24 protein-coding genes, 1 tRNA gene and 1 pseudogene are annotated in these 25291 nt (G+C 60.1%); 16 read left to right on the top strand and 10 right to left on the bottom strand.

Annotated elements, in window-relative coordinates; genetic code table 11:
- The first annotated feature begins 58 nt into the window (after positions 1 to 58).
- Complete coding sequence (locus HX869_RS26675; RefSeq protein ID WP_008436073.1) at positions 59 to 1819, top strand: EAL domain-containing protein; 1761 nt, start codon at positions 59 to 61, stop codon at positions 1817 to 1819.
- A 44-nt stretch (positions 1820 to 1863) separates the two neighbouring features.
- Here HX869_RS26675 and katG read toward each other — a convergent pair whose 3' ends face one another.
- A complete protein-coding gene (katG, locus tag HX869_RS26680) occupies positions 1864 to 4134 on the bottom strand; it encodes a catalase/peroxidase HPI (RefSeq protein WP_178903912.1) in 2271 nt (756 codons plus the stop codon).
- Between the two features lie 278 nt (positions 4135 to 4412).
- On the opposite strand from katG, the gene HX869_RS26685 reads away from it, so the two are divergent.
- From HX869_RS26685 to HX869_RS26715, 7 genes are read left to right on the top strand one after another with little or no spacing between them, the layout of a single operon-like run.
- On the top strand, positions 4413 to 5003 hold the full coding sequence (locus HX869_RS26685; protein WP_087694298.1) for an amino acid synthesis family protein: 591 nt from the start codon (positions 4413 to 4415) through the stop codon (positions 5001 to 5003).
- Between the two features lie 42 nt (positions 5004 to 5045).
- Complete coding sequence (locus tag HX869_RS26690) at positions 5046 to 5879, top strand: alpha/beta fold hydrolase (RefSeq protein WP_087694299.1); 834 nt, start codon at positions 5046 to 5048, stop codon at positions 5877 to 5879.
- The gene (locus tag HX869_RS26695; protein ID WP_087694300.1) at positions 5876 to 7357 is read left to right on the top strand and encodes an aldehyde dehydrogenase; all 1482 of its coding nucleotides are present in this window, start codon (positions 5876 to 5878) and stop codon (positions 7355 to 7357) included. Before HX869_RS26690 ends, HX869_RS26695 begins: the two co-directional genes overlap by 4 nt.
- 12 nt (positions 7358 to 7369) lie before the next feature.
- On the top strand, positions 7370 to 7855 hold the full coding sequence (locus HX869_RS26700; protein ID WP_010567340.1) for a flavin reductase family protein: 486 nt from the start codon (positions 7370 to 7372) through the stop codon (positions 7853 to 7855).
- Positions 7856 to 7866: 11 nt separating this feature from the next.
- Positions 7867 to 8256, top strand: coding sequence for a carboxymuconolactone decarboxylase family protein (locus tag HX869_RS26705; RefSeq protein WP_087694301.1), 390 nt, complete (start codon positions 7867 to 7869; stop codon positions 8254 to 8256).
- Between the two features lie 23 nt (positions 8257 to 8279).
- Entirely contained in the window at positions 8280 to 9032 is a 753-nt protein-coding gene (locus HX869_RS26710; RefSeq protein ID WP_087694302.1) for a GntR family transcriptional regulator, read from the top strand.
- Positions 9033 to 9034: 2 nt separating this feature from the next.
- On the top strand, positions 9035 to 9598 hold the full coding sequence (locus tag HX869_RS26715; RefSeq protein ID WP_087694303.1) for an NUDIX hydrolase: 564 nt from the start codon (positions 9035 to 9037) through the stop codon (positions 9596 to 9598).
- 47 nt (positions 9599 to 9645) lie between these two features.
- Here HX869_RS26715 and HX869_RS26720 read toward each other — a convergent pair whose 3' ends face one another.
- Positions 9646 to 9939 carry a DUF1330 domain-containing protein gene (locus tag HX869_RS26720; protein WP_087694313.1) on the bottom strand — a complete coding sequence of 98 codons (294 nt, stop codon included), beginning with the start codon at positions 9937 to 9939 and terminating at the stop codon, positions 9646 to 9648.
- A 68-nt stretch (positions 9940 to 10007) separates the two neighbouring features.
- Here HX869_RS26720 and ribBA point away from each other — a divergent pair, with 68 nt between their 5' ends.
- From ribBA to HX869_RS26745, 5 genes are all read left to right on the top strand, one after another.
- Positions 10008 to 11117, top strand: a complete 1110-nt coding sequence (ribBA, locus tag HX869_RS26725; RefSeq protein WP_087694304.1) for a bifunctional 3,4-dihydroxy-2-butanone-4-phosphate synthase/GTP cyclohydrolase II — start codon at positions 10008 to 10010, stop codon at positions 11115 to 11117.
- 228 nt (positions 11118 to 11345) lie between these two features.
- The gene (locus tag HX869_RS26730; RefSeq protein WP_087694314.1) at positions 11346 to 12371 is read left to right on the top strand and encodes an ABC transporter substrate-binding protein; all 1026 of its coding nucleotides are present in this window, start codon (positions 11346 to 11348) and stop codon (positions 12369 to 12371) included.
- The gene (locus tag HX869_RS26735; protein ID WP_168197505.1) at positions 12368 to 13285 is read left to right on the top strand and encodes an ABC transporter permease; all 918 of its coding nucleotides are present in this window, start codon (positions 12368 to 12370) and stop codon (positions 13283 to 13285) included. The genes HX869_RS26730 and HX869_RS26735 overlap by 4 nt, the downstream gene beginning before the upstream one ends.
- 6 nt (positions 13286 to 13291) lie before the next feature.
- The gene (locus HX869_RS26740; protein ID WP_087694306.1) at positions 13292 to 14101 is read left to right on the top strand and encodes an ABC transporter permease; all 810 of its coding nucleotides are present in this window, start codon (positions 13292 to 13294) and stop codon (positions 14099 to 14101) included.
- A 17-nt stretch (positions 14102 to 14118) separates the two neighbouring features.
- Positions 14119 to 15273 carry an ABC transporter ATP-binding protein gene (locus HX869_RS26745; RefSeq protein WP_087694307.1) on the top strand — a complete coding sequence of 385 codons (1155 nt, stop codon included), beginning with the start codon at positions 14119 to 14121 and terminating at the stop codon, positions 15271 to 15273.
- A 184-nt stretch (positions 15274 to 15457) separates the two neighbouring features.
- Here HX869_RS26745 and HX869_RS26750 read toward each other — a convergent pair whose 3' ends face one another.
- Positions 15458 to 16864, bottom strand: a complete 1407-nt coding sequence (locus tag HX869_RS26750) for a cytosine permease (RefSeq protein ID WP_178903913.1) — start codon at positions 16862 to 16864, stop codon at positions 15458 to 15460.
- Between the two features lie 321 nt (positions 16865 to 17185).
- On the opposite strand from HX869_RS26750, the gene HX869_RS26755 reads away from it, so the two are divergent.
- Positions 17186 to 17671 (top strand): flavin reductase family protein, encoded by a 486-nt coding sequence (locus HX869_RS26755; protein ID WP_087694309.1) that lies wholly within the window; start codon positions 17186 to 17188, stop codon positions 17669 to 17671.
- 42 nt (positions 17672 to 17713) lie between these two features.
- Here HX869_RS26755 and HX869_RS31890 read toward each other — a convergent pair whose 3' ends face one another.
- Positions 17714 to 18499 carry a methyl-accepting chemotaxis protein gene (locus HX869_RS31890; protein WP_371132958.1) on the bottom strand — a complete coding sequence of 262 codons (786 nt, stop codon included), beginning with the start codon at positions 18497 to 18499 and terminating at the stop codon, positions 17714 to 17716.
- A 72-nt stretch (positions 18500 to 18571) separates the two neighbouring features.
- Positions 18572 to 19660, bottom strand: a pseudogene (locus HX869_RS31895) (cache domain-containing protein); the annotation flags it as partial.
- Positions 19661 to 19848: 188 nt separating this feature from the next.
- Between HX869_RS31895 and HX869_RS26765 the strand changes: the two are divergent.
- Positions 19849 to 20892: an LLM class flavin-dependent oxidoreductase gene (locus tag HX869_RS26765; RefSeq protein WP_102368697.1), complete on the top strand. Its 1044-nt coding sequence runs from the start codon at positions 19849 to 19851 to the stop codon at positions 20890 to 20892.
- 297 nt (positions 20893 to 21189) lie between these two features.
- Here HX869_RS26765 and HX869_RS26770 read toward each other — a convergent pair.
- From HX869_RS26770 to HX869_RS26790, 5 genes are all read right to left on the bottom strand, one after another.
- A tRNA-Gly gene (locus HX869_RS26770) sits at positions 21190 to 21265 on the bottom strand.
- Positions 21266 to 21328: 63 nt separating this feature from the next.
- Entirely contained in the window at positions 21329 to 21889 is a 561-nt protein-coding gene (gene pgsA / locus HX869_RS26775) for a CDP-diacylglycerol--glycerol-3-phosphate 3-phosphatidyltransferase (RefSeq protein WP_003208929.1), read from the bottom strand.
- 32 nt (positions 21890 to 21921) lie between these two features.
- Complete coding sequence (gene uvrC, locus HX869_RS26780) at positions 21922 to 23760, bottom strand: excinuclease ABC subunit UvrC (protein ID WP_218170317.1); 1839 nt, start codon at positions 23758 to 23760, stop codon at positions 21922 to 21924.
- A 1-nt stretch (position 23761) separates the two neighbouring features.
- Positions 23762 to 24403: a UvrY/SirA/GacA family response regulator transcription factor gene (gene uvrY / locus HX869_RS26785; RefSeq protein WP_008436066.1), complete on the bottom strand. Its 642-nt coding sequence runs from the start codon at positions 24401 to 24403 to the stop codon at positions 23762 to 23764.
- A gap of 151 nt (positions 24404 to 24554) precedes the next feature.
- Positions 24555 to 24920 carry a helix-turn-helix domain-containing protein gene (locus HX869_RS26790; RefSeq protein ID WP_177040175.1) on the bottom strand — a complete coding sequence of 122 codons (366 nt, stop codon included), beginning with the start codon at positions 24918 to 24920 and terminating at the stop codon, positions 24555 to 24557.
- Positions 24921 to 25002: 82 nt separating this feature from the next.
- Between HX869_RS26790 and HX869_RS26795 the strand changes: the two genes are divergently transcribed.
- Positions 25003 to 25242 (top strand): DNA-binding protein, encoded by a 240-nt coding sequence (locus tag HX869_RS26795; RefSeq protein ID WP_177040174.1) that lies wholly within the window; start codon positions 25003 to 25005, stop codon positions 25240 to 25242.
- Positions 25243 to 25291 lie beyond the last annotated feature (49 nt).

A 25291-nucleotide genomic window follows, 5' to 3' on the forward strand; every position in this document is an offset into this window, starting at 1 on the left:
ATAATGATGGCACTGTCTGATACCTTGTTGTACGAACATAACCACTTTGAGGATTGTCATGGGCGAAGGCGCTCCTATTCCGCCGAATGAAATTGAACGGCTAAAAGAGGTCGCGAAATTTTGTCCAACCGACAGCGATAGTGATGATGTATTCGAAAAGATCGTCGAGATGGCGTCTGCCTATTACAACGCCCCCATCGCACTGATTTCAATTGTCGATAAACACCGGCAATGGTTCAGGGCACGGGTGGGAATTACAGAAACGCAGACACCGCGAGAAGTGTCTTTTTGCGCCTACTCTACCCTGGACAACGCCCTGCTGGAGGTGTCGGACGCAACGCTGGATGCCCGCTTCAAAGACAATCCCCTGGTCACGGGGCCGCCGCATATTCGTTATTACGCGGGCGCGCCATTGATCACGGAGGATGGCTTTACCCTGGGAAGTCTCTGCATCATTGATACTGTCCCCCGCCCTCCCATGAGCGAGCGTGACAGTGCAATGCTCAACGACTTTGCCGAGCTGGTCATGATGCGCATACAGGGCATGCGGTCCCGCAACTTCGTAGACCAACCGACTGGGCTATTCAATCGACTCAGGCTTGAGGAAGATATACGTCAAGCGCTTAAGCTTGAAAACGCGTGCCATGTGTACGCAGTTGACATTATCTCGCCAAAGTTTCTCAACGATATTGTAAAGGCCCTGGGCTACAGCTTTGCCGGAGACCTGGTTCTGGCGATCAAATCTCGCCTGCAAAACCTGTTACCCGCGCAGTGCCTGCTTTACAAAATCAGCCCGACGCGGTTTGGCTTCATCCTTGAGGAGAATCAAACCACCGAGCACATCTGCGAAAGTATTCTCAAGGACTTCAAAAAGCCTGTTGAATGCCACGGCATCCCCATCCTCATGCAAGTCGGGATTGGCGTGCTGCCCATTCACCACTCCGGCCAGCAAGACTGGCTGCGCCTGCTGGTGAGTGCGGCAGATGAGGCGCGTGACCGCAAGCTGGGCTGGTCTCTTTATGAACCCCAGTTTGATGCGGCTCAACAACGCGCGTTCATGCTGTTGAGTTCATTGCCGGAAGCGGTCAGCTGCGACAAACAGTTCAGCCTGGTGTATCAGCCCAAAGTCAAACTGCCCTCGGGAAGCTGTGATTCGGTAGAGGCATTGCTACGCTGGACCCATCCGTTGCTTGGCCCCATCAGCCCTGCCGAGTTCATCCCCCTGGCCGAAAAAACCGCGTTGATACCGTCCGTTGGATTATGGGTGCTCAACGCAATCATCCGGCAAGCCGCAGCCTGGAAAGCACAAGGCGTGCGCCTGCGAATAGCGATGAACATTACCGTCAGCGATCTGGAAAGCTCCGAGTTCGTGGACGCGATGATTCATGAGCTTCACCGGCATGACCTTGACCCTGCCGACTTTGAACTTGAGTTTACCGAAAGCATGTTGATGACCAACCCTGAGGAAGTCATCCGGCAACTGCAGCGCGTTCGGCAGATTGGCATAGAGGTCGCGGTTGATGATTTCGGCACGGGCTACAGCAACTGGGCGTACCTGAAGGAACTGCCGGCCACTACCGTCAAGCTGGATCAATCATTGATCAGCGGGCTGGGCAGCAATCAAAATGACAAGCAGTTGGTTAAAACCCTGATAGGCCTGGCGAAAGGGCTCGGCTACCGAGTCGTTGCCGAAGGCGTAGAAAACCAGGAAATCCTCGACCTCTTGATACAGTGGGGATGTTCCGAAGCGCAGGGCTACCTGATAGCAAAGCCCATGACCGCAACGGACCTGGAAACCTGGATAAGCCCAGGCCGCTAGCGAACAGGCCCACAGCGTGGGCCTGTAAACGTCAGGCGCCAGTGTCAGGCCAGTTCAAAGCGATCCAGGTTCATCACCTTGGTCCAGGCCGCCACGAAGTCCTCGACGAACTTTTCCTCGGCGTCGGCACTGCCATAGACCTCGGACAGCGCCCTCAACTGGGCATGCGAACCGAACACCAGGTCGACCCGGGTGCCCGTCCACTTGACGGCACCGGTCTTGCGGTCATGCGCCTCAAAGGTATCGTGGGTGCCGGTGACTGGCTTCCATTCAACGCCCATGTCCAGCAGGTTCCTGAAGAAGTCATTGGTCAGGGTTCCCGGGCGCTCGGTGAACACCCCGTGCTTGCTTTCCCCGACATTGATACCCAAGACCCGCAGTCCGCCCAACAGCACCGTCATTTCGGGTGCGGTCAATGTCAGCAGTTGCGCCTTGTCGATCAGCAACGCTTCGGCCGACACCTTGTAGTGCCCCTTCTGGTAGTTGCGAAAGCCATCGGCGACCGGTTCAAGGAAACCGAACGACTCGACATCCGTCTGCTCCTGGGAAGCATCCGTGCGCCCTGCCGTGAAAGGCACCGTGGTCTGGCGGCCGGCATTTTTGGCCGCCCGCTCAACCCCCACACTGCCCGCCAGCACGATCAGATCGGCCAGGGAAATCTTTTTGCCTCCCGTCTGTGCGGCATTGAAGTCGCCCTGAATAGCTTCGAGACGCTTCAGTACGCCCGACAGTTGCTCAGGCTGGTTGACCGCCCAGTCCTTCTGCGGAGCCAGGCGCAGGCGCCCGCCATTGGCTCCCCCGCGTTTATCGGAGCCGCGGAAGGTGGACGCCGCTGCCCATGCCGTCGAAACCAGCTGCGAGACCGTCAGCCCGGCGGCGAGAATCTTTTGCTTGAGCGCCGCCACATCCTGCTCATCCACCAGTGGATGATCGACCGCAGGAATCGGGTCCTGCCACAGCAACTCTTCCGCGGGGGTTTCCGGGCCGAGATAACGCGCAAGCGGGCCCATGTCGCGGTGGGTAAGCTTGAACCAGGCACGGGCAAAGGCGTCTGCCAGTTGGTCCGGGTTGGCCAGGAAACGTCGGGAGATCTGCTCGTACGCCGGATCGAAGCGCAGCGCCAGGTCCGAGGTCAGCATGCTCGGCGCATGCCGCCTGCCGGCGTCATGGGCATCCGGAACCTTGCCGGCGCCAGCACCGTTCTTCGGCGTCCACTGGTGGGCGCCCGCCGGGCTCCTGGTCAGTTCCCATTCAAAGCCGAAGAGGTTTTCGAGGTACTCATTGCTCCATCTTGTCGGCGTCGAAGTCCAGGTCACCTCCAGCCCGCTGGTGATGGTGTCACCGCCCTTGCCGCTGCCGAAGCTGTTTTTCCAGCCCAGCCCCTGCTCTTCCAGGCCAGCCGCTTCCGGTTCCGGGCCGACGTTATCCGCCGGACCTGCGCCGTGGGTCTTGCCGAAGGCGTGACCGCCGGCGATCAGGGCTACGGTCTCTTCATCATTCATCGCCATGCGACCGAAGGTTTCACGGATATCCTTCGCCGAGGCGACCGGATCCGGAACACCTTCAGGCCCTTCCGGGTTCACGTAGATCAAGCCCATCTGCACAGCGGCGAGGGGATTTTCCAGGTTGCGCTCACCGCCCCCGGTGCGGCTTTCTTCGTTGCCATGGTTCTGCGGCTCAGCCACCAACGGACCATCACCCGGCTGCTGCATTTTCTTTTGCACGCCGTAACGCTCTTCTCCCCCCAGCCACGTGGTCTCGGCGCCCCAGTAAACGTCCTCGTCCGGCTCCCAGACATCCGGGCGACCGCCGGAGAACCCGAAGGTCTTGAACCCCATGGACTCCAGCGCGACGTTACCGGTGAGTACGATCAAATCGGCCCAGGAAATCCGCCGGCCGTACTTTTGCTTGACCGGCCAGATCAGGCGACGGGCCTTATCCAGGCTGACGTTGTCAGGCCAGCTGTTGAGCGGTGCAAAGCGCTGCTGACCGGAACCGGCACCGCCGCGACCGTCGGCGGTACGGTAGGTCCCGGCGCTGTGCCAGGCCATGCGAATGAACAGCGGGCCGTAATGGCCAAAGTCCGCCGGCCACCAGTCCTGGGATTGCGTCATGACATCGCGCAAATCCTGCTTGACCGCTTCGAAGTCAAGGCTCTTGAACGCCTTGGCGTAATCGAAGCCCTGACCCATGGGGTCGCTGAGGGAGGAATGCTGATGCAGGATCTTCAGGTTCAGTTGCTGGGGCCACCAGTCTCGGTTCGTGGTGCCGCCACCCGCAGCGTGGTTGAAAGGGCATTTCGATTCAGTTGACATGCTTGGCACACCTTTTAGTGACGTTTTCAAAGATTAGCCTCGTTCGCAGAAAACTCTAATAGCTGCAACGTTATCCCCTGATAGACCTGTTCTTGGGATTGAAAGCCGTCCTGGGGCCCCGCCCTGCATAAGAGCCACTGGGATCTCAAGACCAGAAAAAGCCATCCGCTCGACCTTTTATCGCGCGAACCCATCTTCAGTTTGCTTGCAGCTCTTGCGCTTGCGGTATTATGGTATACCATCATACACAAACCAATCAGCACCTAGGTGGAGCAGCCATGAGTTTTGAAATCCGCAAGATCGTCAGCTATGTAGAAGAAACCTTTATTGAAGGCGGCAAGGCCTCCGACACGCCAGTGACTATGGTGGGCCTGGCTGTCGTCCTGAAAAACCCGTGGCTGGGTCGCGGTTTTGTCGAAGACCTGAAACCGGAAATCCGTGCCAACTGCTCGGATCTCGGCGCACTGATGGTGGAGCGCCTGATTGGCATTATCGGTGGTGCAGACAACATCGAAGCCTATGGCAAGGCCGCCGTGGTCGGTGCCGACGGTGAAATCGAACACGCCTCGGCAATCATCCATACCCTGCGCTTTGGCAACCACTACCGCGAAGCGGTCAAGGCCAAGAGCTACCTGAGTTTTACCAACAAGCGCGGTGGCCCGGGCACATCGATTCAAATCCCGATGATGCACAAGGATGACGAAGGGCTGCGCTCGCACTACATCACCTTGGAAATGCAGATAGAAGATTCCCCGCGTGCCGACGAGATCGTGGTGGTCCTTGGGTGCGCCGACGGCGGCCGCCTGCACCCACGCATCGGCAACCGTTACATCGACCTGGAAGAGCTGGCAGCCGAGAAAGCCCAGTAAGCAAGACCGGTCACCCAAACAAAAAACATGCAGGAGCGCTCCATGATTCAGCTCACCGCTGATCGCACCCCGGCTGGCACCAGTTATCTGGCGACCGGCCAAGGCCAGCCTGTGGTTTTGATCCACGGCGTGGGCCTGAATAAAGAAATGTGGGGCGGGCAAGTCGTTGGCCTGGCCACGAATTATCGCGTGATCACCTATGACATGCTGGGCCATGGCGCCAGCCCACGCCCGGCTGCCGGCACCCCGCTGCTGGGGTATGCCGACCAGTTGCTGGAACTGCTCGACCACCTGCAACTGCCTCAGGCAACGGTGATCGGGTTTTCCATGGGCGGCCTGGTTGCGCGGGCGTTTGCCTTGCATTACCCCGAACGCCTGCAAGGCCTGGTGGTGCTCAACAGTGTGTTCAACCGCAGCGCCGAACAGCGTGCCGGGGTGATCGCACGCACTGCCCAGGCCGCCGAGCATGGCCCGGATGCGAATGCCGAAGCCGCGCTGTCACGCTGGTTCAGCCGCGAGTACCAGGCAGCCAACCCGGCGCAGATCGCTGCGCTGCGTGAAACCCTGGCGGGCAACGACCCCCAGGGCTACCTCACCACGTACGAGCTGTTCGCGACCCAGGACATGTACCGCGCCGACGACCTCAAGGGTTTGCGCACGCCGACCCTGGTCGCCACCGGTGAACTCGACCCGGGCTCGACCCCGGAGATGGCCCGGCAACTGGCCGATCGCATTCCCGGTGCGACGGTTGCAGTGCTGGCCGAGCAACGGCATATGATGCCAGTGGAATCGCCGCGGCTGGTCAACCAACTGCTGCTGGGCTTTCTTGACACGGTGTACACCCAAAAAAATCCAATAAAGGGGATCGTTGCATGACACTCGCACGCTTCCAGATGTGCATCGGCGGTGAATGGGTCGATGCCCTGTCCGGCAAGACTTTCGACAGCCTCAACCCGGCCCTGGCCGAACCCTGGGCGCAACTGCCCGACGCCGACGAGACGGATGTGGAGCGCGCCGTGCAGGCCGCGCAAAGCGCCTTCGACAGCCCGGCCTGGCGTGGCCTCACCGCTACCGCGCGGGGCAAACTGCTGCGCCGCCTGGGAGATTTGATTGCCGAAAACAAGGAACAACTGGCACAGCTCGAAAGCCGCGACAATGGCAAGCTGATCCGCGAGACACGCGGTCAGGTCAGTTACCTGCCGGAGTTCTTCCATTACACGGCAGGCCTGGCCGACAAGCTTGAGGGCGGCACCCTGCCGCTGGACAAGCCGGACCTCTTCGCCTACACCGTGCACGAAGCCATGGGCGTGGTGGCCGCGATCATTCCATGGAACAGCCCGCTGTACTTGACCGCGATCAAACTCGCGCCGGCCCTGGCAGCGGGTAATACCATCGTGATCAAACCGTCGGAGCACGCCTCGGCGACCATCCTCGAACTGGCGCGCCTGGCCCTGGAGGCTGGCATTCCGCCGGGCGTGGTCAATGTGGTGACTGGCTACGGCCCAAGCACCGGCGCCGCCCTCACCCGCCACCCTTTGGTGCGCAAGATCGCCTTTACCGGCGGCGCAGCCACGGCGCGGCACGTAGTACGCAGCAGCGCCGAGAACTTCGCCAAGCTGTCGCTGGAACTGGGCGGCAAGTCACCGAACATCATCTTTGCCGATGCCGACCTCGACAGCGCCATCAATGGTGCGATTGCCGGGATATACGCGGCGTCGGGGCAAAGCTGTGTGTCTGGCTCGCGCCTGCTGGTGCAGGATGAAATCTACGACGAATTCGTCGAGCGCCTGGTAGAGCGCGCCAAACGCATTCGCATCGGCAACCCGCAGGACGACGCCAGTGAAATGGGCCCCATGGCCACCGCACAGCAACTGGCCGTGGTCGAAGGCCTGGTGGCGGATGCCATCGCTGAAGGTGCGCGCCTGCGTACCGGTGGCAAGCGTCCGCAGAACCTGGGCGAAGGCTGGTTCTATGAGCCGACCCTGTTCGAGTGCGACCGCAACTCGATGAAGATCATGCAGGAAGAAGTGTTCGGCCCAGTGGCCTCGGTCATCCGTTTCAAGGACGAAGCCGAAGCCCTGGCCATCGCCAACGACTCTCAGTTCGGCCTCGCCGCCGGCATCTGGACCCGCGACCTCGGTCGTGCCCACCGCCTGGCCCGCGACGTGCGTTCGGGGATTATCTGGGTCAACACCTACCGCGCCGTCTCGGCCATGGCGCCCATTGGCGGCTTCAAGAACAGCGGCTATGGACGTGAAAGTGGCATCGATTCAGTACTGGCTTACACCGAGCTGAAGACGGTGTGGATCAACCTTTCCCAGGCGCCCATGCCTGATCCTTTTGTGATGCGTTAAGAGACCCCGACCATGATCGAACCCGGCATTTACAAAGACGTCATGAGTTCATTCCCGTCCGGGGTGACGGTCGTCACTACCCTCGACCCGGATGGCGGCATCGTCGGCATCACCGCCAGCGCATTCAGTGCGCTGTCGATCGACCCGGCACTGGTCCTGTTCTGCCCCAACTATGCATCGGACACCTATCCGATCCTGCGCGACAGCAAGCGCTTTGCGATTCATTTGCTGTCCGCCGACCAGACCGCCGAAGCCTATGCCTTTGCCAGCAAGGGGAAGGAAAAGGCCAAGGGCATCGAGTGGCACTTGAGCGAACTGGGCAATCCGCTGCTGGCCAAGGCCACGGCGATCATCGAGTGCGAGTTGTGGCGCGAATACGACGGTGGCGATCACGCGATCATCGTCGGAGCGGTGAAAAACCTGATCCTGCCCGAGCAACCGGTCACACCGATGATCTACCACAAGGGCAAGCTGGGCCCGCTGCCCACCCTGGCCTGAGGAGCTGATTGATGAGCGACGACAAGTACCAACGGGGCCTGAAAATCCGTACGCAAGTGCTGGGCGAAGCCTATGTGCAACGTTCGATCGAGAACGCCGACGACTTCACTCGCCCCCTGCAGGAGATGGTCACCGAATACTGCTGGGGCCATGTGTGGGGCCGTGAGGGTTTGTCGCTTAAAGAACGCAGCATGATAAACTTGGCGATGATTTCGGCCCTCAATCGGCCCCATGAACTCAAGCTGCACGTGCGCGGCGCCTTGCGTAACGGGCTGAGTCGTGAACAAATACGCGAAATTCTGCTTCAGGTCGGCATTTATTGCGGGGTTCCCGCCGCCGTGGACAGTTTCCGACTGGCCCGTGAAGCCTTCGCCGAAACCGACGCCGAGGCCTCCAGTTAACCGCAACATTCAGAGCAGCCCCCATGAAACGCCTGCCACTCGACGACAGCTTCAAGGTCAATCACAACCCGGTCACCCTGCGCGAAATCGTGCTGGCAAAACTGCGCAGCGCCATCATGAACTTCCAACTGCTGCCGGGTGACCGCCTGGTGGAACGCGACCTTTGCGACCGCCTCGGCGTCAGCCGCACCTCGGTGCGCGAAGCCTTGCGCCACCTGGAGTCCGAAGGCCTGGTGGAGTTCGCCGATGCCAAGGGCCCGCAAGTGGCGATCATCACCCTGGCCGATGCCGTCGACATCTATGAACTGCGTTGCGTGCTCGAAGGCTTGATCGTGCAGTTGTTCACCCTGCGCGCCAAGGCCAAGGACATCAAGGCACTGGAAAAAGCCCTCGAGGAAAACCGCAAGGCCCTCAAGGACGGTGAGCTGCAACAGGTCATTGATTCGGTACAAGGATTCTACGACGTGTTGCTCGAAGGCTCCGGCAACCACGTGGCGGCCACCCAACTGCGTCAGTTGCAGGCACGTATCAGCTACTTGCGCGCGACCTCGGTATCCCAGGAAAACCGTCGCGGTACCAGCAACCAGGAAATGGAGCGTATGGTCCAGGCGATCAAGAGCGGCGACCCGCTCGCCGCCCACCAGGCCTGTGTCGACCACGTGCGCGCCGCCGCCGCCGTGGCCCTGGATTACCTCAAGCGCAAGCAGGAAGAGACCGGCAAGATCCCCGAGATCACACTGCCCATCGCCCTCAAAGAACCGCGCATAGGTCACTGACCATGCCCAGCCCCAGTTTTTGCCCGACATGTGGCAGCAGTGACCTCGGTCACCAGCTGCCACCGGGTGATACCCATGAGCGCCTGATGTGCCGGGGCTGCGGCTACATCCACTACATCAACCCGAAGATTATCGCCGGCTGCATCATCGAGCAGGACGGCAAATATCTGCTTTGCCAGCGGGCCATCCCGCCGCGTCCTGGCACCTGGACGCTGCCGGCCGGCTTCATGGAAGGTGGCGAAACCACTGAACAGGCCGCACTACGCGAAGTCTGGGAAGAAAGCGGCGTACGCGCGGAGATCCTCTCGCCCTACTCGATTTTCAGCGTGCCGAAGATCAGCGAGGTGTACATCATCTTCCGCGCCATCGCGCTGCAGATCACCGGCCAGTTCGGGCCGGAGACCCTCGACTACAAGTTCTTCGCGCCCGAGGACATTCCCTGGGACAGCATCTACTACCCGGCGATCCGGCAGATCCTCGAGCGTTATATCGAGGAACGCCAGGCTGGGGTGTATGGCATCTACATCGGTAACGACGACAGCGGCAAGATTCACTTCATCCGCTGATCGTCAGACCCGACACGGATCAAAAATGTGGTGTATGCCTGATACCCCTAAGGCACCAGCCCTTCCACGATGATGATCTGCGCCTCGCCCGCCCCTTCACGACGCGCCTTTGCCTCCTGATACTCCGCAGACTCATAACAGGCCAGCGCCTGCTCGTAGCTGTCGAACTCGATCACCACATTACGTTGCCTGGCAGGCCCGCCTTCCATCGCGGCGCTGCGCCCGCCCCTGGCCAGGAAGCGCCCGCCAAACTTCGCGAAGGCCGCAGGCGCGCGCTGGGTGTACTGCGTGTACTGCTCTGCATCGGACACATTTACATGGGCAATCCAGTAAGCCTTCATCGTGACATCCTCTTGCTTGGTTTTGTGGTATACCATAATACATACAACCAATAAATCGAGCAGCCACCATGTCTTTCAACAACATCGCAGACATCATCGAAGACTACCGCCAAGGCAAAATGGTGCTCCTGGTGGACGACGAGGATCGGGAGAACGAAGGCGACCTGTTGCTGCCCGCGGTGTGCTGCACCGCCGAGACTATCAGCTTCATGGCCCGGGAAGCGCGTGGCCTGATTTGCCTGACCCTCACCGACGAACACTGCCAGCGCCTCGGCCTGCAGCAGATGGTGCCGAGCAATGGCAGCGTGTTCAGCACCGCGTTTACCGTGTCCATCGAAGCCGCCACCGGCGTGACCACCGGCATCTCCGCCGCCGACCGGGCGCGCACGGTGGCCGCGGCCGTGAATGCCGATGCGGGGCCGGCCGACATCGTGCAACCGGGGCATATTTTCCCGTTGCGCGCCAAGGATGGCGGCGTGTTGACGCGCGCCGGGCACACCGAAGCCGGTTGCGACCTGGCGCGCCTGGCCGGGCACACACCAGCCTCGGTGATCGTCGAAGTGATGAACGATGACGGCACCATGGCACGTCGCCCTGACCTTGAGGTGTTCGCGCACAAGCATGGGATCAAGATCGGCACCATCGCCGATCTGATCCACTACCGCCTCAGTACCGAGCGCACCGTAGTGCGCATCGGCGAGCGCGACCTGCCCACAGTGCACGGCACGTTCCGCCTGATCACCTTTGAGGACCGCATTGATGGCGGCGTGCACATGGCGATGGTCATGGGGCAGTTACACCGCGACACGCCCGCCCTGGTGCGCGTGCACGTGATCGACCCGCTGCGCGACCTGGTGGGCGCCGAGTATAGCGGCCCCTCCAACTGGACCTTATGGGCCGCCCTGCAACGCGTCGCGGCAGAAGGCAGCGGCGTGGTGGTGGTGCTGGCCAATCATGAATCCTCCCAGGCCCTGCTCGAACGCGTCCCGCAGTTGACCCAGACGCCGCGCCAGTTCAGCCGTTCGCAGTCGCGGATCTATTCGGAAGTCGGCACCGGCGCGCAGATATTGCAGGACCTTGGCGTCTGCAAGCTGCGCCACCTTGGCCCTCCGCTGAAATACGCCGGGCTGACAGGCTACGACCTGGAGGTGGTGGAGAGCATTCCGTTCACCGAATGACGGATAACCGGTAAGGCAAAGTGCTTGCACAAAGCTTGGAATACCATAATATGATATTCCATCGACCGAGTACTTTTGCCAATTGCGCATGCCAGGGATAGCGCCAGTAACAAGCCTTGGTACGGTCGACTTTTGAGGCTTCGCAATAGAGGCTTCGAGAGACCTACTGCTCCCGATAGGCGGGCATTACCAGGCCCGCTCAATAACAAAACAAATGAGGGCGTGAAAATGGTGTTGAACAAACGTGCAACCGCGATGCTGTTCGCGGGTTTGCTGGCCACGGCCACTCACGCGGCCCTGGCGGCCGAAAGCGTCAATTTCGTGAGCTGGGGCGGTAGCACCCAGGATGCGCAAAAGCAGGCGTGGGCCGATCCTTTCAGCAAGGCCAGCGGGATCACTGTGGTGCAGGACGGTCCCACCGACTATGGCAAGCTCAAGGCCATGGTCGAGAGCGGCAACGTGCAGTGGGACGTGGTAGACGTGGAGGCTGACTTCGCCTTGCGCGCCGCCGCTGAAGGGCTGCTCGAACCCCTGGATTTTTCGGTGATCCAGCGCGACAAGATCGACCCGCGGTTTGTCTCCGACCATGGCGTCGGCTCGTTTTTCTTCTCCTTCGTACTCGGCTACAACGAGGGCAAGCTCGGCGCTGGCAAGCCACAGGACTGGGCCGCGCTGTTCGACACCAAAACCTACCCCGGCAAACGTGCCCTCTACAAATGGCCAAGCCCTGGCGTGCTCGAACTGGCGCTGCTGGCTGACGGCGTTCCAGCCGACAAGCTCTACCCCCTGGACCTGGACCGCGCCTTCAAGAAACTCGACACCATCAAGAAAGACATCGTCTGGTGGGGCGGCGGCGCACAGTCCCAGCAACTGCTGGCCTCGGGCGAAGTCAGCATGGGTCAGTTCTGGAACGGCCGCATTCATGCCCTGCAGGAAGATGGCGCACCCGTAGGCGTAAGCTGGAAACAGAATCTGGTGATGGCGGACATCCTGGTCGTGCCTAAAGGCAGCAAAAACAAAGGCGCGGCGATGAAGTTCCTGGCCAGTGCCAGCAGCGCCAAGGGCCAGGCCGACTTCTCTAACCTGACCGCTTATGCACCGGTGAACATCGACAGTGTGCAGCGCCTGGACTCAGTGCTGGCGCCCAACCTGCCGACGGCGTATGCCAAGGACCAGATCACCCTCGATTTCGCCTACTGGGCCAAGAACGGTCCGGCCATTGCGACACGGTGGAATGAATGGCTAGTCAAATGAAAATGACGGCAACCACGCCGACCGGGAGCGCCCTCGGCGTTGCTGGCGCAGTTTCCTGCAAACCAGGTGCGCCATCCCTGGCGCAGCGCTGGCGGGGGTCGAGCAACCTGATCCCGGCGCTGCTGTTCCTCGGCCTGTTCTTCCTCGCGCCGCTGATCGGCCTGTTGCTGCGCGGCGTGCTGGAGCCCGTACCGGGCCTTGGCAACTATGAGCAACTGTTCGCTAACTCGGCATACGCCCGGGTACTGCTCAATACCTTTTCGGTGGCCGGCCTGGTGACCCTGTTCAGCCTGTTGCTGGGCTTCCCGCTGGCCTGGGTGATTACCCTGGTACCACGCGGCTGGGGGCGCTGGATCCTGAACATCGTGCTGCTGTCGATGTGGACCAGCCTGCTCGCCCGCACCTATTCATGGCTGGTATTGCTGCAAGCCTCCGGGGTGATCAACAAGGCACTGATGGCGATGGGCATCATCGACCAGCCGCTGGAGATGGTGCACAACCTGACCGGCGTGGTGATCGGTATGAGCTACATCATGATCCCGTTCATTGTGCTGCCATTGCAGGCAACCATGCAGGCCATCGACCCGATGATCCTGCAGGCCGGCTCCATCTGCGGTGCCAGCCCTTGGACCAACTTCTTCCGGGTGTTCCTGCCGCTGTGCCGACCGGGGTTGTTTTCCGGCGGCTTGATGGTGTTTGTGATGTCCCTCGGTTACTACGTCACCCCGGCGCTGCTCGGCGGCGCGCAGAACATGATGCTGCCTGAGTTCATCATCCAGCAGGTGCAGTCGTTCCTCAACTGGGGCCTGGCGAGTGCCGGCGCCGCATTGCTGATCTTTATCACGCTGGTGCTGTTCTACTTCTACCTGAAGCTTCAGCCGGAATCCCCGGTTGGCGCCAGCAACGCGAGGTAAGCCGTCATGCTCCTGACTTCCAATGCCATGAGCCGCAGGATGCGCCTGGGCCTCTACACCACCACCGGCATGATTGGCCTGTTCTTGCTGTTGCCGATCGTGTTCATCGTGTTGCTGTCGTTCGGCTCGTCCCAATGGCTGGTGTTCCCGCCACCGGGCTGGACGCTGAAATGGTACGGCCAGTTCTTCTCCAATGCCGACTGGATGAACGCGGCGGTAGCGAGCCTCAAGGTTGCGGTACTGACCACCGTGTTCGCCGTGGCGCTGGGCCTGCCCACCGCATTTGCCCTGGTGCGTGGGCGATTTCCTGGCCGCGAGTTGCTCTACGGCCTGTTCACCCTGCCGATGATCGTGCCGTTGGTGATCATCGCGGTGGCGGTGTACGCACTGTTCCTCAAGCTCGGCTATACCGGCACGATGTTCGCCTTTGTAGTGAGCCATGTGATTGTCGCGCTGCCGTTCACCATTATCTCGATCATCAACTCGCTCAAGCTGTTCGACCAATCGATTGAAGATGCGGCGGTGATCTGCGGCGCATCGCGCCTGCAGGCCGTATTCAAGGTGACATTCCCGGCGATTCGCCCGGGAATGGTGGCCGGCGCGTTGTTCGCCTTTCTCGTCTCATGGGACGAAGTGGTGCTCAGCGTGATGATGGCCAGCCCGACCCTGCAAACCCTTCCCGTAAAAATGTGGACCACCCTGCGCCAGGACCTGACGCCTGTGATTGCCGTCGCCTCGACGTTGCTGATCGGCCTCTCGGTGCTCGTCATGGTCATCGCCGCCGCCCTTCGCCGGCGCACAGAAACCCGCGCTTGAGCGCCCAGGAGCAAGACATGAGTGCAGTGATCCAAGATACCGCGCAAAACCATGGCCAACCCCTGGTCAGCTTGCGCAACCTGAACAAGTACTACGGTGAATTTGCCGCCGTGGATAACATCTCGCTGGACATCAAGGACGGCGAATTCCTGACCTTCCTCGGCTCCAGCGGCTCTGGCAAAAGCACCACCCTGTCGATGCTCGCAGGCTTTGAAACGCCAAGCAGCGGCGAGATCCTGGTGAGCGGCCAATCCCTGGTCAATGTGCCGCCGCACAAACGCGACATCGGCATGGTGTTCCAACGTTACTCGCTGTTCCCGCATTTGTCGGTGCGCGACAACATCGCCTTCCCCCTGGCGATTCGCAAACTGGCCAGCGCCGAGCGCGAGAAGCGCGTCGACGCCATGCTCAAGCTGGTGCAGCTTGAGCAATTTGCCCATCGCCGCCCTTCGCAACTCTCCGGCGGCCAGCAGCAACGCGTCGCCATCGCGCGGGCGCTGGTGTACGAGCCGCGCATCCTGCTGATGGACGAACCCCTCGGCGCCCTCGACAAAAAACTGCGTGAAGACCTGCAGGACGAACTGCGCCAATTACATCGGCGCCTGGGCATAACCATCGTCTACGTAACCCACGACCAAGAAGAAGCCATGCGCCTGTCCCAGCGCATCGCGATTTTCAGCCACGGCAAGATTGTCGGCCTGGGCAGTGGCTACGACCTGTACCAGAACCCGCCAAATGCGTTTGTAGCCTCGTTCCTCGGTAACTCCAACTTCCTCAAGCTCAAGGCGCAGGGGAATGCGGTGGCATCGTTTGAAGGCCAATCGCTGTCGATCCGCCTGACCAGCGGCTTGCAAACCGAGCAGGAGGTGCTGTTGATGGTACGCCCGGAAAAAGCCTTGGCGCTGAGTGTCGAGCAAGCTACCGAGCAGGCATTGGCGGCGGGTTGGAATGAGGTGTCAGCGATTGTAGGCGAGGTGCTGTTCCTCGGCGAAAGCCAGACCTGCACCGTGAAAACCCTTGGCGGCACCTCGATGACAGTCAAGGCGTTGTCTGCTGCGGGCATGCCACTCAAGGCCGGCGACCCGGTGCGCGTGCGCTGGGCCACGGCGGATGCTTGCGTCTATACCGCATGGGCTGAAAGCGATCTGAACAAGGCCGCCGGCGCCCATTGAGTCACCCTTGGGCCGCCACAACGTCGGGTTGTGGCGGCCTTTTTTTGCCTGCTAACATTGGACCTGGCCGGATGTCATTGATCATCAAGCCAGCTTGCTACAAGGATACGGCTGCATCGGCAGGCCTTAACTGCAGATAAAAAAAATGCCCGGCATTGGCCGGGCATTTCAGTTCATTCGATGATCAGTCGGTATAGCCCAACTTTACCGTCCTCATCTTCCGGCTATGCTCGCGCGTCGCCAGGCAGTAATACAGCGGACACGTCACCACCAACCCCACCAGCCACGACAGGTCTGCGCCCTCTACCAGATTGGCCCATGGCCCCACGTACAGCGACGTATTGGCAAACGGCAGTTGCACGATGATGCCGATGAAATACGCCACGATCGCATGCAGGTTAAAGCGTCCGTAAACCCCGCCGTCCGCCTGAAAGATCGACGCAATGTCATAGGCGCCACGCTTGATGATGTAGAAATCGATCAGGTTGATCGACGCCCACGGCACCAGCACCAATAGCAGCGCAAGGATCAGGCCGATAAATTGCGAGATGAAGTCCGCCGACGCGCCCAATGCCACCACGCAGCATCCGGCCAGCACCACGCTGGACAGCACCACACGCACTTTGATGCCGGGTGTCCACTGGCTGGCGAAGGTCTGGATCGAGGAGATGATCGACAGCACCGCACCATACAGATTCAGGGCGTTGTGGCTGATGATATTGAGCAGAAACAGCACCATCAGGATCGACCCCAGCCAGCCGGTGGCTTGCTTGACCGCGACCATCGCCTCAGTGCCTTCGGGTGTCGCCAGGGCGGCGACCAAGCCAAAGGAGAACGACAAAATGGTGCCGAGAGTGGCCCCCAGGTAGGTGGCGACAAAGGGTCGGGTGATGCCGATATCAGCCGGCAGGTAGCGCGAATAATCGCTGGTATAGGGGGAGAAGCTGATCTGCCAGATCACTCCCAACGATACCGTCGCCAGCCAGCCGGCCGGATTGAAGCCGCCACGGGTGAGGAAGTCTGCCGGCAGGTCGTGGGAAAAAATGTAGAGGAAACCCGCCAGCAATGCGCTGCCCATCACCCAGGTGCCGATGCGGTTCAGGGTATGGATAAAGCGATAGCCGATCACGCCAATGGCCGTGGCGCTGAGCGCGCCGATCAGGATGCTGGCCGGCACCGGTACCGACGGCACGATGCCGACGATGGACTTGCCCGCCAGCACAATGTTGGAGATGAAAAAGCCAATGTAGATCAGGGCCGCGAAGAAAACGATCAGCAGCGCTCCGTAGCGCCCGAACTGACCCCGGCTCTGCACCATCTGCGGGATGCCCATGCGCGGGCCCTGGGCCGACGCGAGGGCAATGACAATACCGCCGAGCATGTGCCCGAGGGCAATCGCCAGCAGCCCCCACACCAGGTTGAGATGGAACACCTGAGTCACCATAGCGCCGGTGACGATGGGCAGCGGTGCAATGTTGGTGCTGAACCATAGGGTGAACAGGTCGCGGGCCTTTCCATGGCGCTCCGCGAAGGGTACGTAATCGACCGTGTGATTCTCGATCAGGGGATCTTGCCGGGACATCTGGGGCATGGAAATGAACTCGCGTTTGTCTGATCTTATAGTTGTTTGACGCCAAACCGGGGGAGCTCTCTGGCCACCCCCATACGAACACCATATTATGGTATTCCAACATTTTCACAAGACTGATCCGTAGTCCTGGCACGCATCTGATCCGCTATTGTGCCACACGGCCCCTCTTCATTCAGCGGGCTAACCCCCGTATTCATTGGCTATAAGACCAAAGGTCAACGTTCATCGGCCGCCTGAAAAAGCCCTTGATTAGATTGTATTACGGTATACCATCATACCTACAAATCTATAAAATCCGCTTCACCCTACGAGGACCGTCCCATGATCGATGCCGCCATCTACAAACAAGTGATGGGTTCGTTTCCGTCCGGAGTCACCGTGATCACCACGCTCGATGATGACGGGCAGATAGTCGGACTTACCGCCAGTGCGTTCAGCTCGTTGTCCATGGAGCCGGCCCTGGTGCTGTTCTGCCCCAACTACAGTTCCGACTCCTATCCGGTGCTGATCAAGAACCAGCGCTTTGCCATTCATGTGCTGTCCGGTGGGCAGCAAAGCGAAGCCTATGCTTTTGCGCGCAAGGGCAAAGACAAGGCGCAGGGCATCGAATGGACGTTGAGTGAACTGGGCAACCCGATCCTCGCCAATGCCACGGCGGTGATCGAGTGCGAGTTGTGGCGTGAGTATGAAGGCGGTGACCATGCAATCATGGTCGGTGCGGTGAAGAACCTGATCGTGCCCCGGCAGAACGCCGGGCCACTGGTGTATTGCCACGGCAAGATGGGCGCCCTGCCCGCCATTGCCTGATCGTTACCGTTGCAGGCGCCCGGCAGCCCGGGCGCCCACCGGTCAGGTGCGGAAGCGGCTGACCAACTGATTCAACGTCTGAGACAACGTCGTCAATTGCTGCGCATCCTGGCGCGTGGAATCAGCCAGGCTCGCCACCAACTGTGCATCCCCGTGAATCTGGCTGATGTGCCGATTGATGTCTTCAGCCACCTGGTGCTGCTCTTCGGCAGCCGTTGCGATTTGCGTATTCATGTCGCGGATCACGTCCACCGACTCGCGAATCAACCCAAAACTGGCCCGTGCGTCGTTGATCGACACCACCGTTTCCTGGGACACCTCCAGGCTGGCATGCATTTGTTTACCCATCTGATGGGTACGCCGGGCGAGGTTGCCCAGCAGCCCGTCGATCTCGCCGGTGGAGTCCGAAGTACGCTTGGCCAGGGCCCGCACTTCGTCTGCCACCACGGCAAAACCACGCCCCTGTTCACCGGCTCGGGCGGCTTCGATGGCAGCGTTCAGCGCCAGCAGGTTGGTCTGTTCGGCGATGGAGCGGATGGTGCCGAGTATCGACTGGATGTCGTTGCTGTCTTTTTCCAGTTGCTCCATGGACTGGGCGGAGTGGCCGATTTCCTCACTCAGGCGCCCTACGCTGCTCACTGCTGCGTCGATCTGCTGCTGGCCGGTGTGCGCCTGGCGCTGTCCGTTGTCGGCAGAGTCGGCGGCCTGGCTGCAGGAGCGCGCGACTTCATTGGAGGTGGCGACCATCTCATGAAACGCGGTGGACACCATGTCCACGGCCTCCCGTTGGCGTGAGGCGACCTCAGCCATTTCCACCGAGACCTCCATGGCACTCCCCGAACTGCTGTGGATCTGCCCGGCCGCCTGGCCGATGCGCTGGATCAGCGTGCGGATCGCTTCGAGGAACTGGTTGAACCAGCCGGCCAGTTGTGCCGTCTCGTCTCGCCCTTTTACCGGCAGGCGCGCCGTCAGGTCTCCTTCGCCCTGGGCGATGCCTTCCAGGCCGCTGGCCACACCACGAATCGGCTTGACGATCAGCCCGGCAAACCAGGCGCCCACCACTGCAAACAACACGGCACACACCAGGGCGATCGCCGCGATCAGCCAGGTCAGGCGCGCCGCGCCGGCCATCACTTCACTTTCCCGCACCACCCCGACAAACCGCCAGCCCAATGCCCTGGACGGCCAGACAAACGCCATGTAGCGCTCGCCTGCCAACTCGACCTGCACCAGGCCCTGCCCAGCCTCGCTCAACTGCCGGTAACCCTCGCCCAACTCACTAAGTTTCTTGAAGTTGTGAGACGGGTCATTCGGGTCCACCAACACGGTGTTATTGGCTTCCATCAACATCAGGTAGCCGCTGTCACCCAGCTTGATCTGTTTGACCAGGTCGGTCAGTTGCTTGAGGGAAACATCGATGTTCACCACCCCGCTCGCGTTGCCCTGGCGGTCATTGAAGCTTCGCACCGTACTGACCAGCACCACGTCATCGGCGGCCCAGTAATACGCCTCGGTGCGCAGGGTCTTGCCCGGTTGCGCCATGGCCGTCTTGTACCAGGGCCGGGTGCGCGGGTCGTAGCTCGCCAGCTTCGGGTCACCCGGCCAGAATACATAGCCGCCATCTTCAGTACCCAGTGACAGGTAGGTGTAGGCCGAATGACTCTTGGCCAGGCCCTCGAACAGCTTGAACAACTGCTGATCGCGCTCGCCGAGTGCGACTTGGGCGGCGTCGCTGGCCAGATAGCGTTTCACATCGCCGTTGATACTTTGCAACTGCGGATGCGCCGCCAGGTAGGCGACGTTCTGACTGATACCTTCAAAAAACAATTGCATGGCATTGTCGACTTGGCGAATCTCGCGTTCGCTGCCGTCGATAAAGCCGTCCCGTGCCTCATGGCGCACGTTGAGGATGATCATCACTGCCACCAGAATGACTGGCAGGCTGGCGATCACCGCAAAGGCCAGGATCAATTTTTGTTTTATGTTCATCTAGCTCGCCTTCCTTGTGAAGTGAATGTGCGACCGCTGGAGAGAAAAGTTTTGCAGATATTCCGTATTATGGTATACCAACAATCAATCCGCCGAATAGCCTTCATCACTGGCAAGCTTCACATTGGCGAGAGCACCTAAGGGCCCGCAGTCGACAGGCCGATCACAATAGATCCGAGGTAAGCGTCATGAAATTTTCCCTGTTCGTGCACATGGAACGCTGGGATGAAAGTGTCAGCCATCGCCAGTTGTTCGAAGACTTGACCGAACTGACCCTGATGGCGGAAGCCGGTGGTTTCAGCACCGTCTGGATTGGCGAACACCACGCCATGGAATACACCATCTCGCCCAGCCCGATGCCGCTGCTGGCTTACCTCGCGGCCAAAACCACCACCATTCACCTGGGCGCCGGTACCATCATCGCGCCGTTCTGGCACCCACTGCGGGTGGCAGGCGAATGCGCGCTGCTCGACGTGATCAGTAACGGACGCATGGAAGTCGGCCTGGCCCGTGGTGCCTACCAGGTGGAGTTCGACCGCATGGCCGGCGGCATGCCCGCCTCATCCGGCGGCCAGGCGCTGCGCGAGATGGTGCCGGTGGTACGTGCGTTGTGGAAAGGCGACTATGCCCATGACGGCGACATCTGGAAGTTCCCCACCTCCACCAGCGTGCCCAAGCCGATCCAGCAGCCCAACCCGCCGATGTGGATTGCCGCACGCGACCCGGACTCGCATAACTTTGCGGTAGCTAATGGCTGCAACGTGATGGTCACGCCGTTGATGAAGGGCGACGAAGAAGTCCTCGACCTGAAAAATAAATTCCAGGCTGCCCTGGACAACAACCCGGATGTGCCACGCCCACAACTGATGGTGTTGCGTCACACCCACGTGCACGCGGTAGACGACCCTGACGGCTGGAAAGTCGGGGCCAAGGCAATCGCCCGATTCTATCGCACCTTTGATGCCTGGTTCGGCAACAAGACCGTGCCGGTCAACGGCTTCCTTGACCCGAGCCCGGAAGAAAAATTCGCCGGGCGTCCGGAGTTTGAACTGGAAAGCCTGCACAAGACCGCAATGATTGGCACGCCTGAAGAAATCATCCCGCGCATCCAGTACTACCAGGAGCTGGGTGTGGACGAGTTCAGCTTCTGGTGTGATAACAGCTTGCCCCACGCGGAGAAGAAAAAATCCCTTGAGCTGTTTATCAAGCACGTGGTGCCGGCATTTCGCTGAGGGTAATGCCTGAACCGCACACAGCGCCGGCACTTGCCGGCGTTGTTGTTTCGGGTGGCGGGAATGCGGCAAGTGCTTCGGGTCGAGGAGATGTATACGATGCCGGACCGGGGTGCTCCGCCCAAAAACCGCTGTGCCCACTGCCCGTATTCCATGTACTCAAAAATGTACTAAAAAAAGTGGCTGGAGACGGATTTCAGTAGTTTTGCGTAGAAACGAAAAAAGACGCCGAAGCGTCTATTCCTTAAATGACAGGCAAAAAAAAGCCACTCTATTGAGTGGCTTTTTCTTTGTGTTTGGAGCGGGAAACGAGACTCGAACTCGCGACCCCGACCTTGGCAAGGTCGTGCTCTACCAACTGAGCTATTCCCGCGTCTTGGTGATGCGCATTCTATAGAATCCTCATCACCCGTCAACCCCTTGATTCAAAAAAGTTTTATTTCTTTTCAACCTCGGTGCGCAGATGCGGCCAGGCGGCGCGCAAATATTGCAGCATGGACCACAAGGTCAGGCCCGCAGCGATCAGCAGCAAGGCATAGCCCAGCAATACCCAGAAGGAGAAATCCGACGGGTTGGCCAGCAGGATCACCAGGGCAAGCATCTGCGCCGCAGTTTTCCATTTGCCCATGTTGGACACGGCCACGTGGGCTCGGGCGCCGATTTCGGCCATCCACTCCCGCAGGGCGGAGACCACGATCTCGCGACCGATGATCACGGCCGCCGGCAACGTCAGCCACAGGTTGCCGTGTTCCTGCACCAGCAGCACCAGGGCGACCGCTACCATCAGTTTGTCGGCCACCGGGTCCAGGAACGCGCCAAACGGCGTGCTCTGTTCCAGGCGACGGGCCAGGTAACCGTCCAGCCAGTCGGTGGCGGCTGCGAAGGCAAACACCGAACTGGATGCCATGTAGCTCCATTCGTACGGCAGGTAAAACAGCAATATGAAAATCGGTATGAGCAGGACGCGTAGTACGGTGATCAGATTAGGGATATTCATCGGCACAACTGGCTACGAGGTGAGAAGGCATTCTACTCGCTGTGCAGATTTGCATAAATCAACTCTGCGAGCTTTTTACTGATACCGGGAGCTTTGGCTATTTCTTCGATGCTGGCACGGGACAGCTCCTGCAAGCCACCAAAATGTTTTAACAAGTCCCGCCGCCGTGTCGGCCCGACCCCTGCCACCCCTTCCAGGGTTGAGGTACGCCGGGTTTTGCCACGTCGGGCACGGTGGCCGGTGATGGCGAAACGGTGGGCTTCGTCGCGGATCTGCTGGATAAGGTGCAGCGCCGGGGAGTCGCCCTTCAAGGTGAACTCATGGGCTGCATCATTCAAGTACAAGGTTTCAAAACCGGCCTTGCGGGTGGCACCCTTGGCCACGCCGAGCAGGATCAGGTCGGGTACCGCCAGTTCGTTGAGTACGTCGCGGGCCATGGACAGCTGGCCCTTGCCACCATCCACCAGCAGGATGTCCGGCAGCTTGCCCTCGCCGTCCTTCAGTTTGCTGAAGCGGCGGGTCAGGGCCTGGTGCATGGCGGCGTAGTCATCGCCCGGGGTGACGCCTTCGATGTTGTAGCGCCGGTAATCGGACTTGATCGGCCCTTCCGGCCCGAACACCACGCAGGAAGCCACGGTGGCCTCGCCGCTGGAGTGGCTGATGTCGTAGCACTCCAGGCGCTGGGGCGGCTCGTCGAGCTTGAGCACTTCGGCCAGGGCGTCAAATCGCGCGGCGACGTGCTGGCGGTTGGCCAGGCGTGCGCCCAGGGCCTGTTCGGCGTTGGTCACGGCCAACTGCTGCCAGCGCGCACGGGTGCCGCGCACGCGGTGGCTGATGTCCAGCTCGCGGCCACGCAGTTCGTGAATCGCTTCGATCAGCGCCGGGAAGTCCTCGTGCACCACGTTGACGATCAGTTCGCTCGGCAGGTCGCGCTCGGGGCTGCTGACGTAGTACTGGCCGAGGAACGCCGCCATGACTTCGGCGACCTCCTCTTCTATACCGGTCTGGGGGAAGAAGTTCTTGCTGCCCAGCACCCGGCCGCCGCGCACGCTGATCAGGTGCACACAGGCGCCGCCCGGGTTGACGAAGGCGGCGATGACGTCGACGTCACCGGTGCCGCCCTCCATGCTCTGCTGGTCCTGCACGCGACGCAGCAGGGAGATCTGGTCGCGTAGCTCTGCGGCGCGCTCGAAATCCAGGGTGCTGGCCGCTTGCTCCATGGCGCCGGACAGCTCATCGGCCAGGGCATTGCTGCGGCCTTCGAGGAACATCACCGAGTGACGCACGTCCTCGGCATATTCCGCAGGCTCAACCAGGCCCACGCACGGCGCCTTGCAGCGCTTGATCTGGTACTGCAGGCACGGGCGGTTGCGGTTCTTGTAGAAACTGTCTTCGCACTGGCGCACGAAAAACGCCTTTTGCAGCAGGCTCAGGCTTTCGCGGATGGCGCCGGCGCTGGGGTAAGGCCCGAAGTACTTGCCCTTCTGCTTCTTGGCGCCGCGATGGATGCTCAGGCGCGGAAAGTCGCCGTCCGAGAGAAACACGTACGGGTAGGACTTATCGTCACGCAGCAGGATGTTGTAGGGCGGCCGCCATTCCTTGATCAGCGTCTGCTCAAGCAGCAGCGCCTCGGTTTCATTGGCGGTGATGGTGGTTTCCACCTGGGCGATACGCGCCACCAGTGCCGCCGTCTTCGTTGCCAGGCCGGTCTTGCGGAAGTAACTCGCCAGGCGGCTTTTCAGATTCTTGGCTTTACCGACGTAGAGCAGGCGCGCTTCGCTGTCGAACATGCGATACACGCCAGGACGGCCACTGCAGGTTGCAAGGAACGCACTCGGATCGAACAGCACTTTAATTTCAGAGGCTGTCATTTCAGGCGCTGGCGTCTACCATGCCGTGGCGTACCGCCAGCAGGGTCAATTCAACATCACTGCTGATGGAAAGCTTTTCGAAAATCCGATAACGGTAGGTGTTCACGGTTTTCGGCGACAGACACAGCTTGTCGGAGATCGACTGGACTTTCTGACAGCCGACAATCATCAGGGCGATCTGGATTTCCCGCTCCGACAGCGCATCGAACGGCGAGTCGCTGGTGGGCTGGAACGACTTGATCGCCAACTGCTGGGCAATCTGCGGGCTGATGTAGCGTTGGCCGGCAAACACCAGGCGAATGGCCTGGACCATTTCCGCCAGGCCCGCGCCCTTGGTCAGATAGCCGGCAGCGCCCGCTTGTAGCAACCGTGTAGGAAAAGGATCTTCCTCACACACGGTCACTACCACGACTTTAATATCCGGATGGCTGCGCAACAACTTCGTAGTGGCGCCAAGACCGCCGATCCCGGGCATCTTGACGTCCATCAAAACCACATCGGGCTTCAACTCCCGGGCCTTGATCAGGGATTCCTCCCCTGACTCGGCCTGGCCGACTACTTGCAGGCCATCGATGTCAGCCAGCATTCGTGTAATGCCTGTACGAACGAGATCATGGTCATCGACTACTAGCACCCTAATCAAGCAGACACCTCGCGATATGGTCTTATAGGTTGCTGAACACCTTAGCAAAAAACCACGGCGCAGACCTAGCCGCAAGCGTCATATATATAGAGTTTCAATGAACAATGGCCGTCTACCGGGCGGTAGGCGGCCGAATTTCCTGAGAAAAAGGTCAGGATTCCTGGAGGGGGAGCTTTGTTTTTCCATTCAATGAAGCTGAATGCTCGGCCAGCGTAGTGGTCAACCGCCGGATTGCATCTTGATCTTCCTTTAACATTGCCCGGTAATTGCCCAGGACTTTTTCCTCCAGCTGGCTAAGGTTATCCAATTGAATAGGAGTAGACGTGCCCGTCAGCACGTACAGGATATCGACACCTCTTTCAGCTACCCGTGACAGATAGTCCGCCTTGGGCGCCCGACCACCACTTTCATATTTGCCTTGCGCGTTGGCTTCCACGCCTCCTATTTCACCAAAAGTTTTCTGCGACAGGCCAAGTCGCTCTCTTTCTTGCCGTAACCGCGAACCGATTCCACTCATTTGGATGTATGATCCTATTTGGCACACCCCAAGAGGTGACACTCTCATCTCTTTGTTAAACAAACTTGAACGGTTTTGAACTATGCCCGGAATTCGCACGGCTGCACAAGCCAAGGCTTGGCTTGAACACCAAGGAAAATCTGTTCAAGCATTCGCCCGGGAGCATGGCGTGGACCCGGCTACCACCTATCAAGTGCTCGCTGGGCGCAAAAAGGGACGACGTGGAGAAGCCCATAAGGTGGCGGTCCTGTTGGGCATGAAAGACGGGATCATTCCGACGGAGGAAGAAACCGTAAGGCAAGATCAGGAAGTCATTTCTTGAAGTCAGTATGCGCTTATTAAAACCAAGTGCCTGTTTTCCCAAAATTGGC

Source organism: Pseudomonas sp. P7779 (genome assembly GCF_013386315.1).
In the GTDB taxonomy this organism is placed as follows: Bacteria; Pseudomonadota; Gammaproteobacteria; order Pseudomonadales; family Pseudomonadaceae; genus Aquipseudomonas.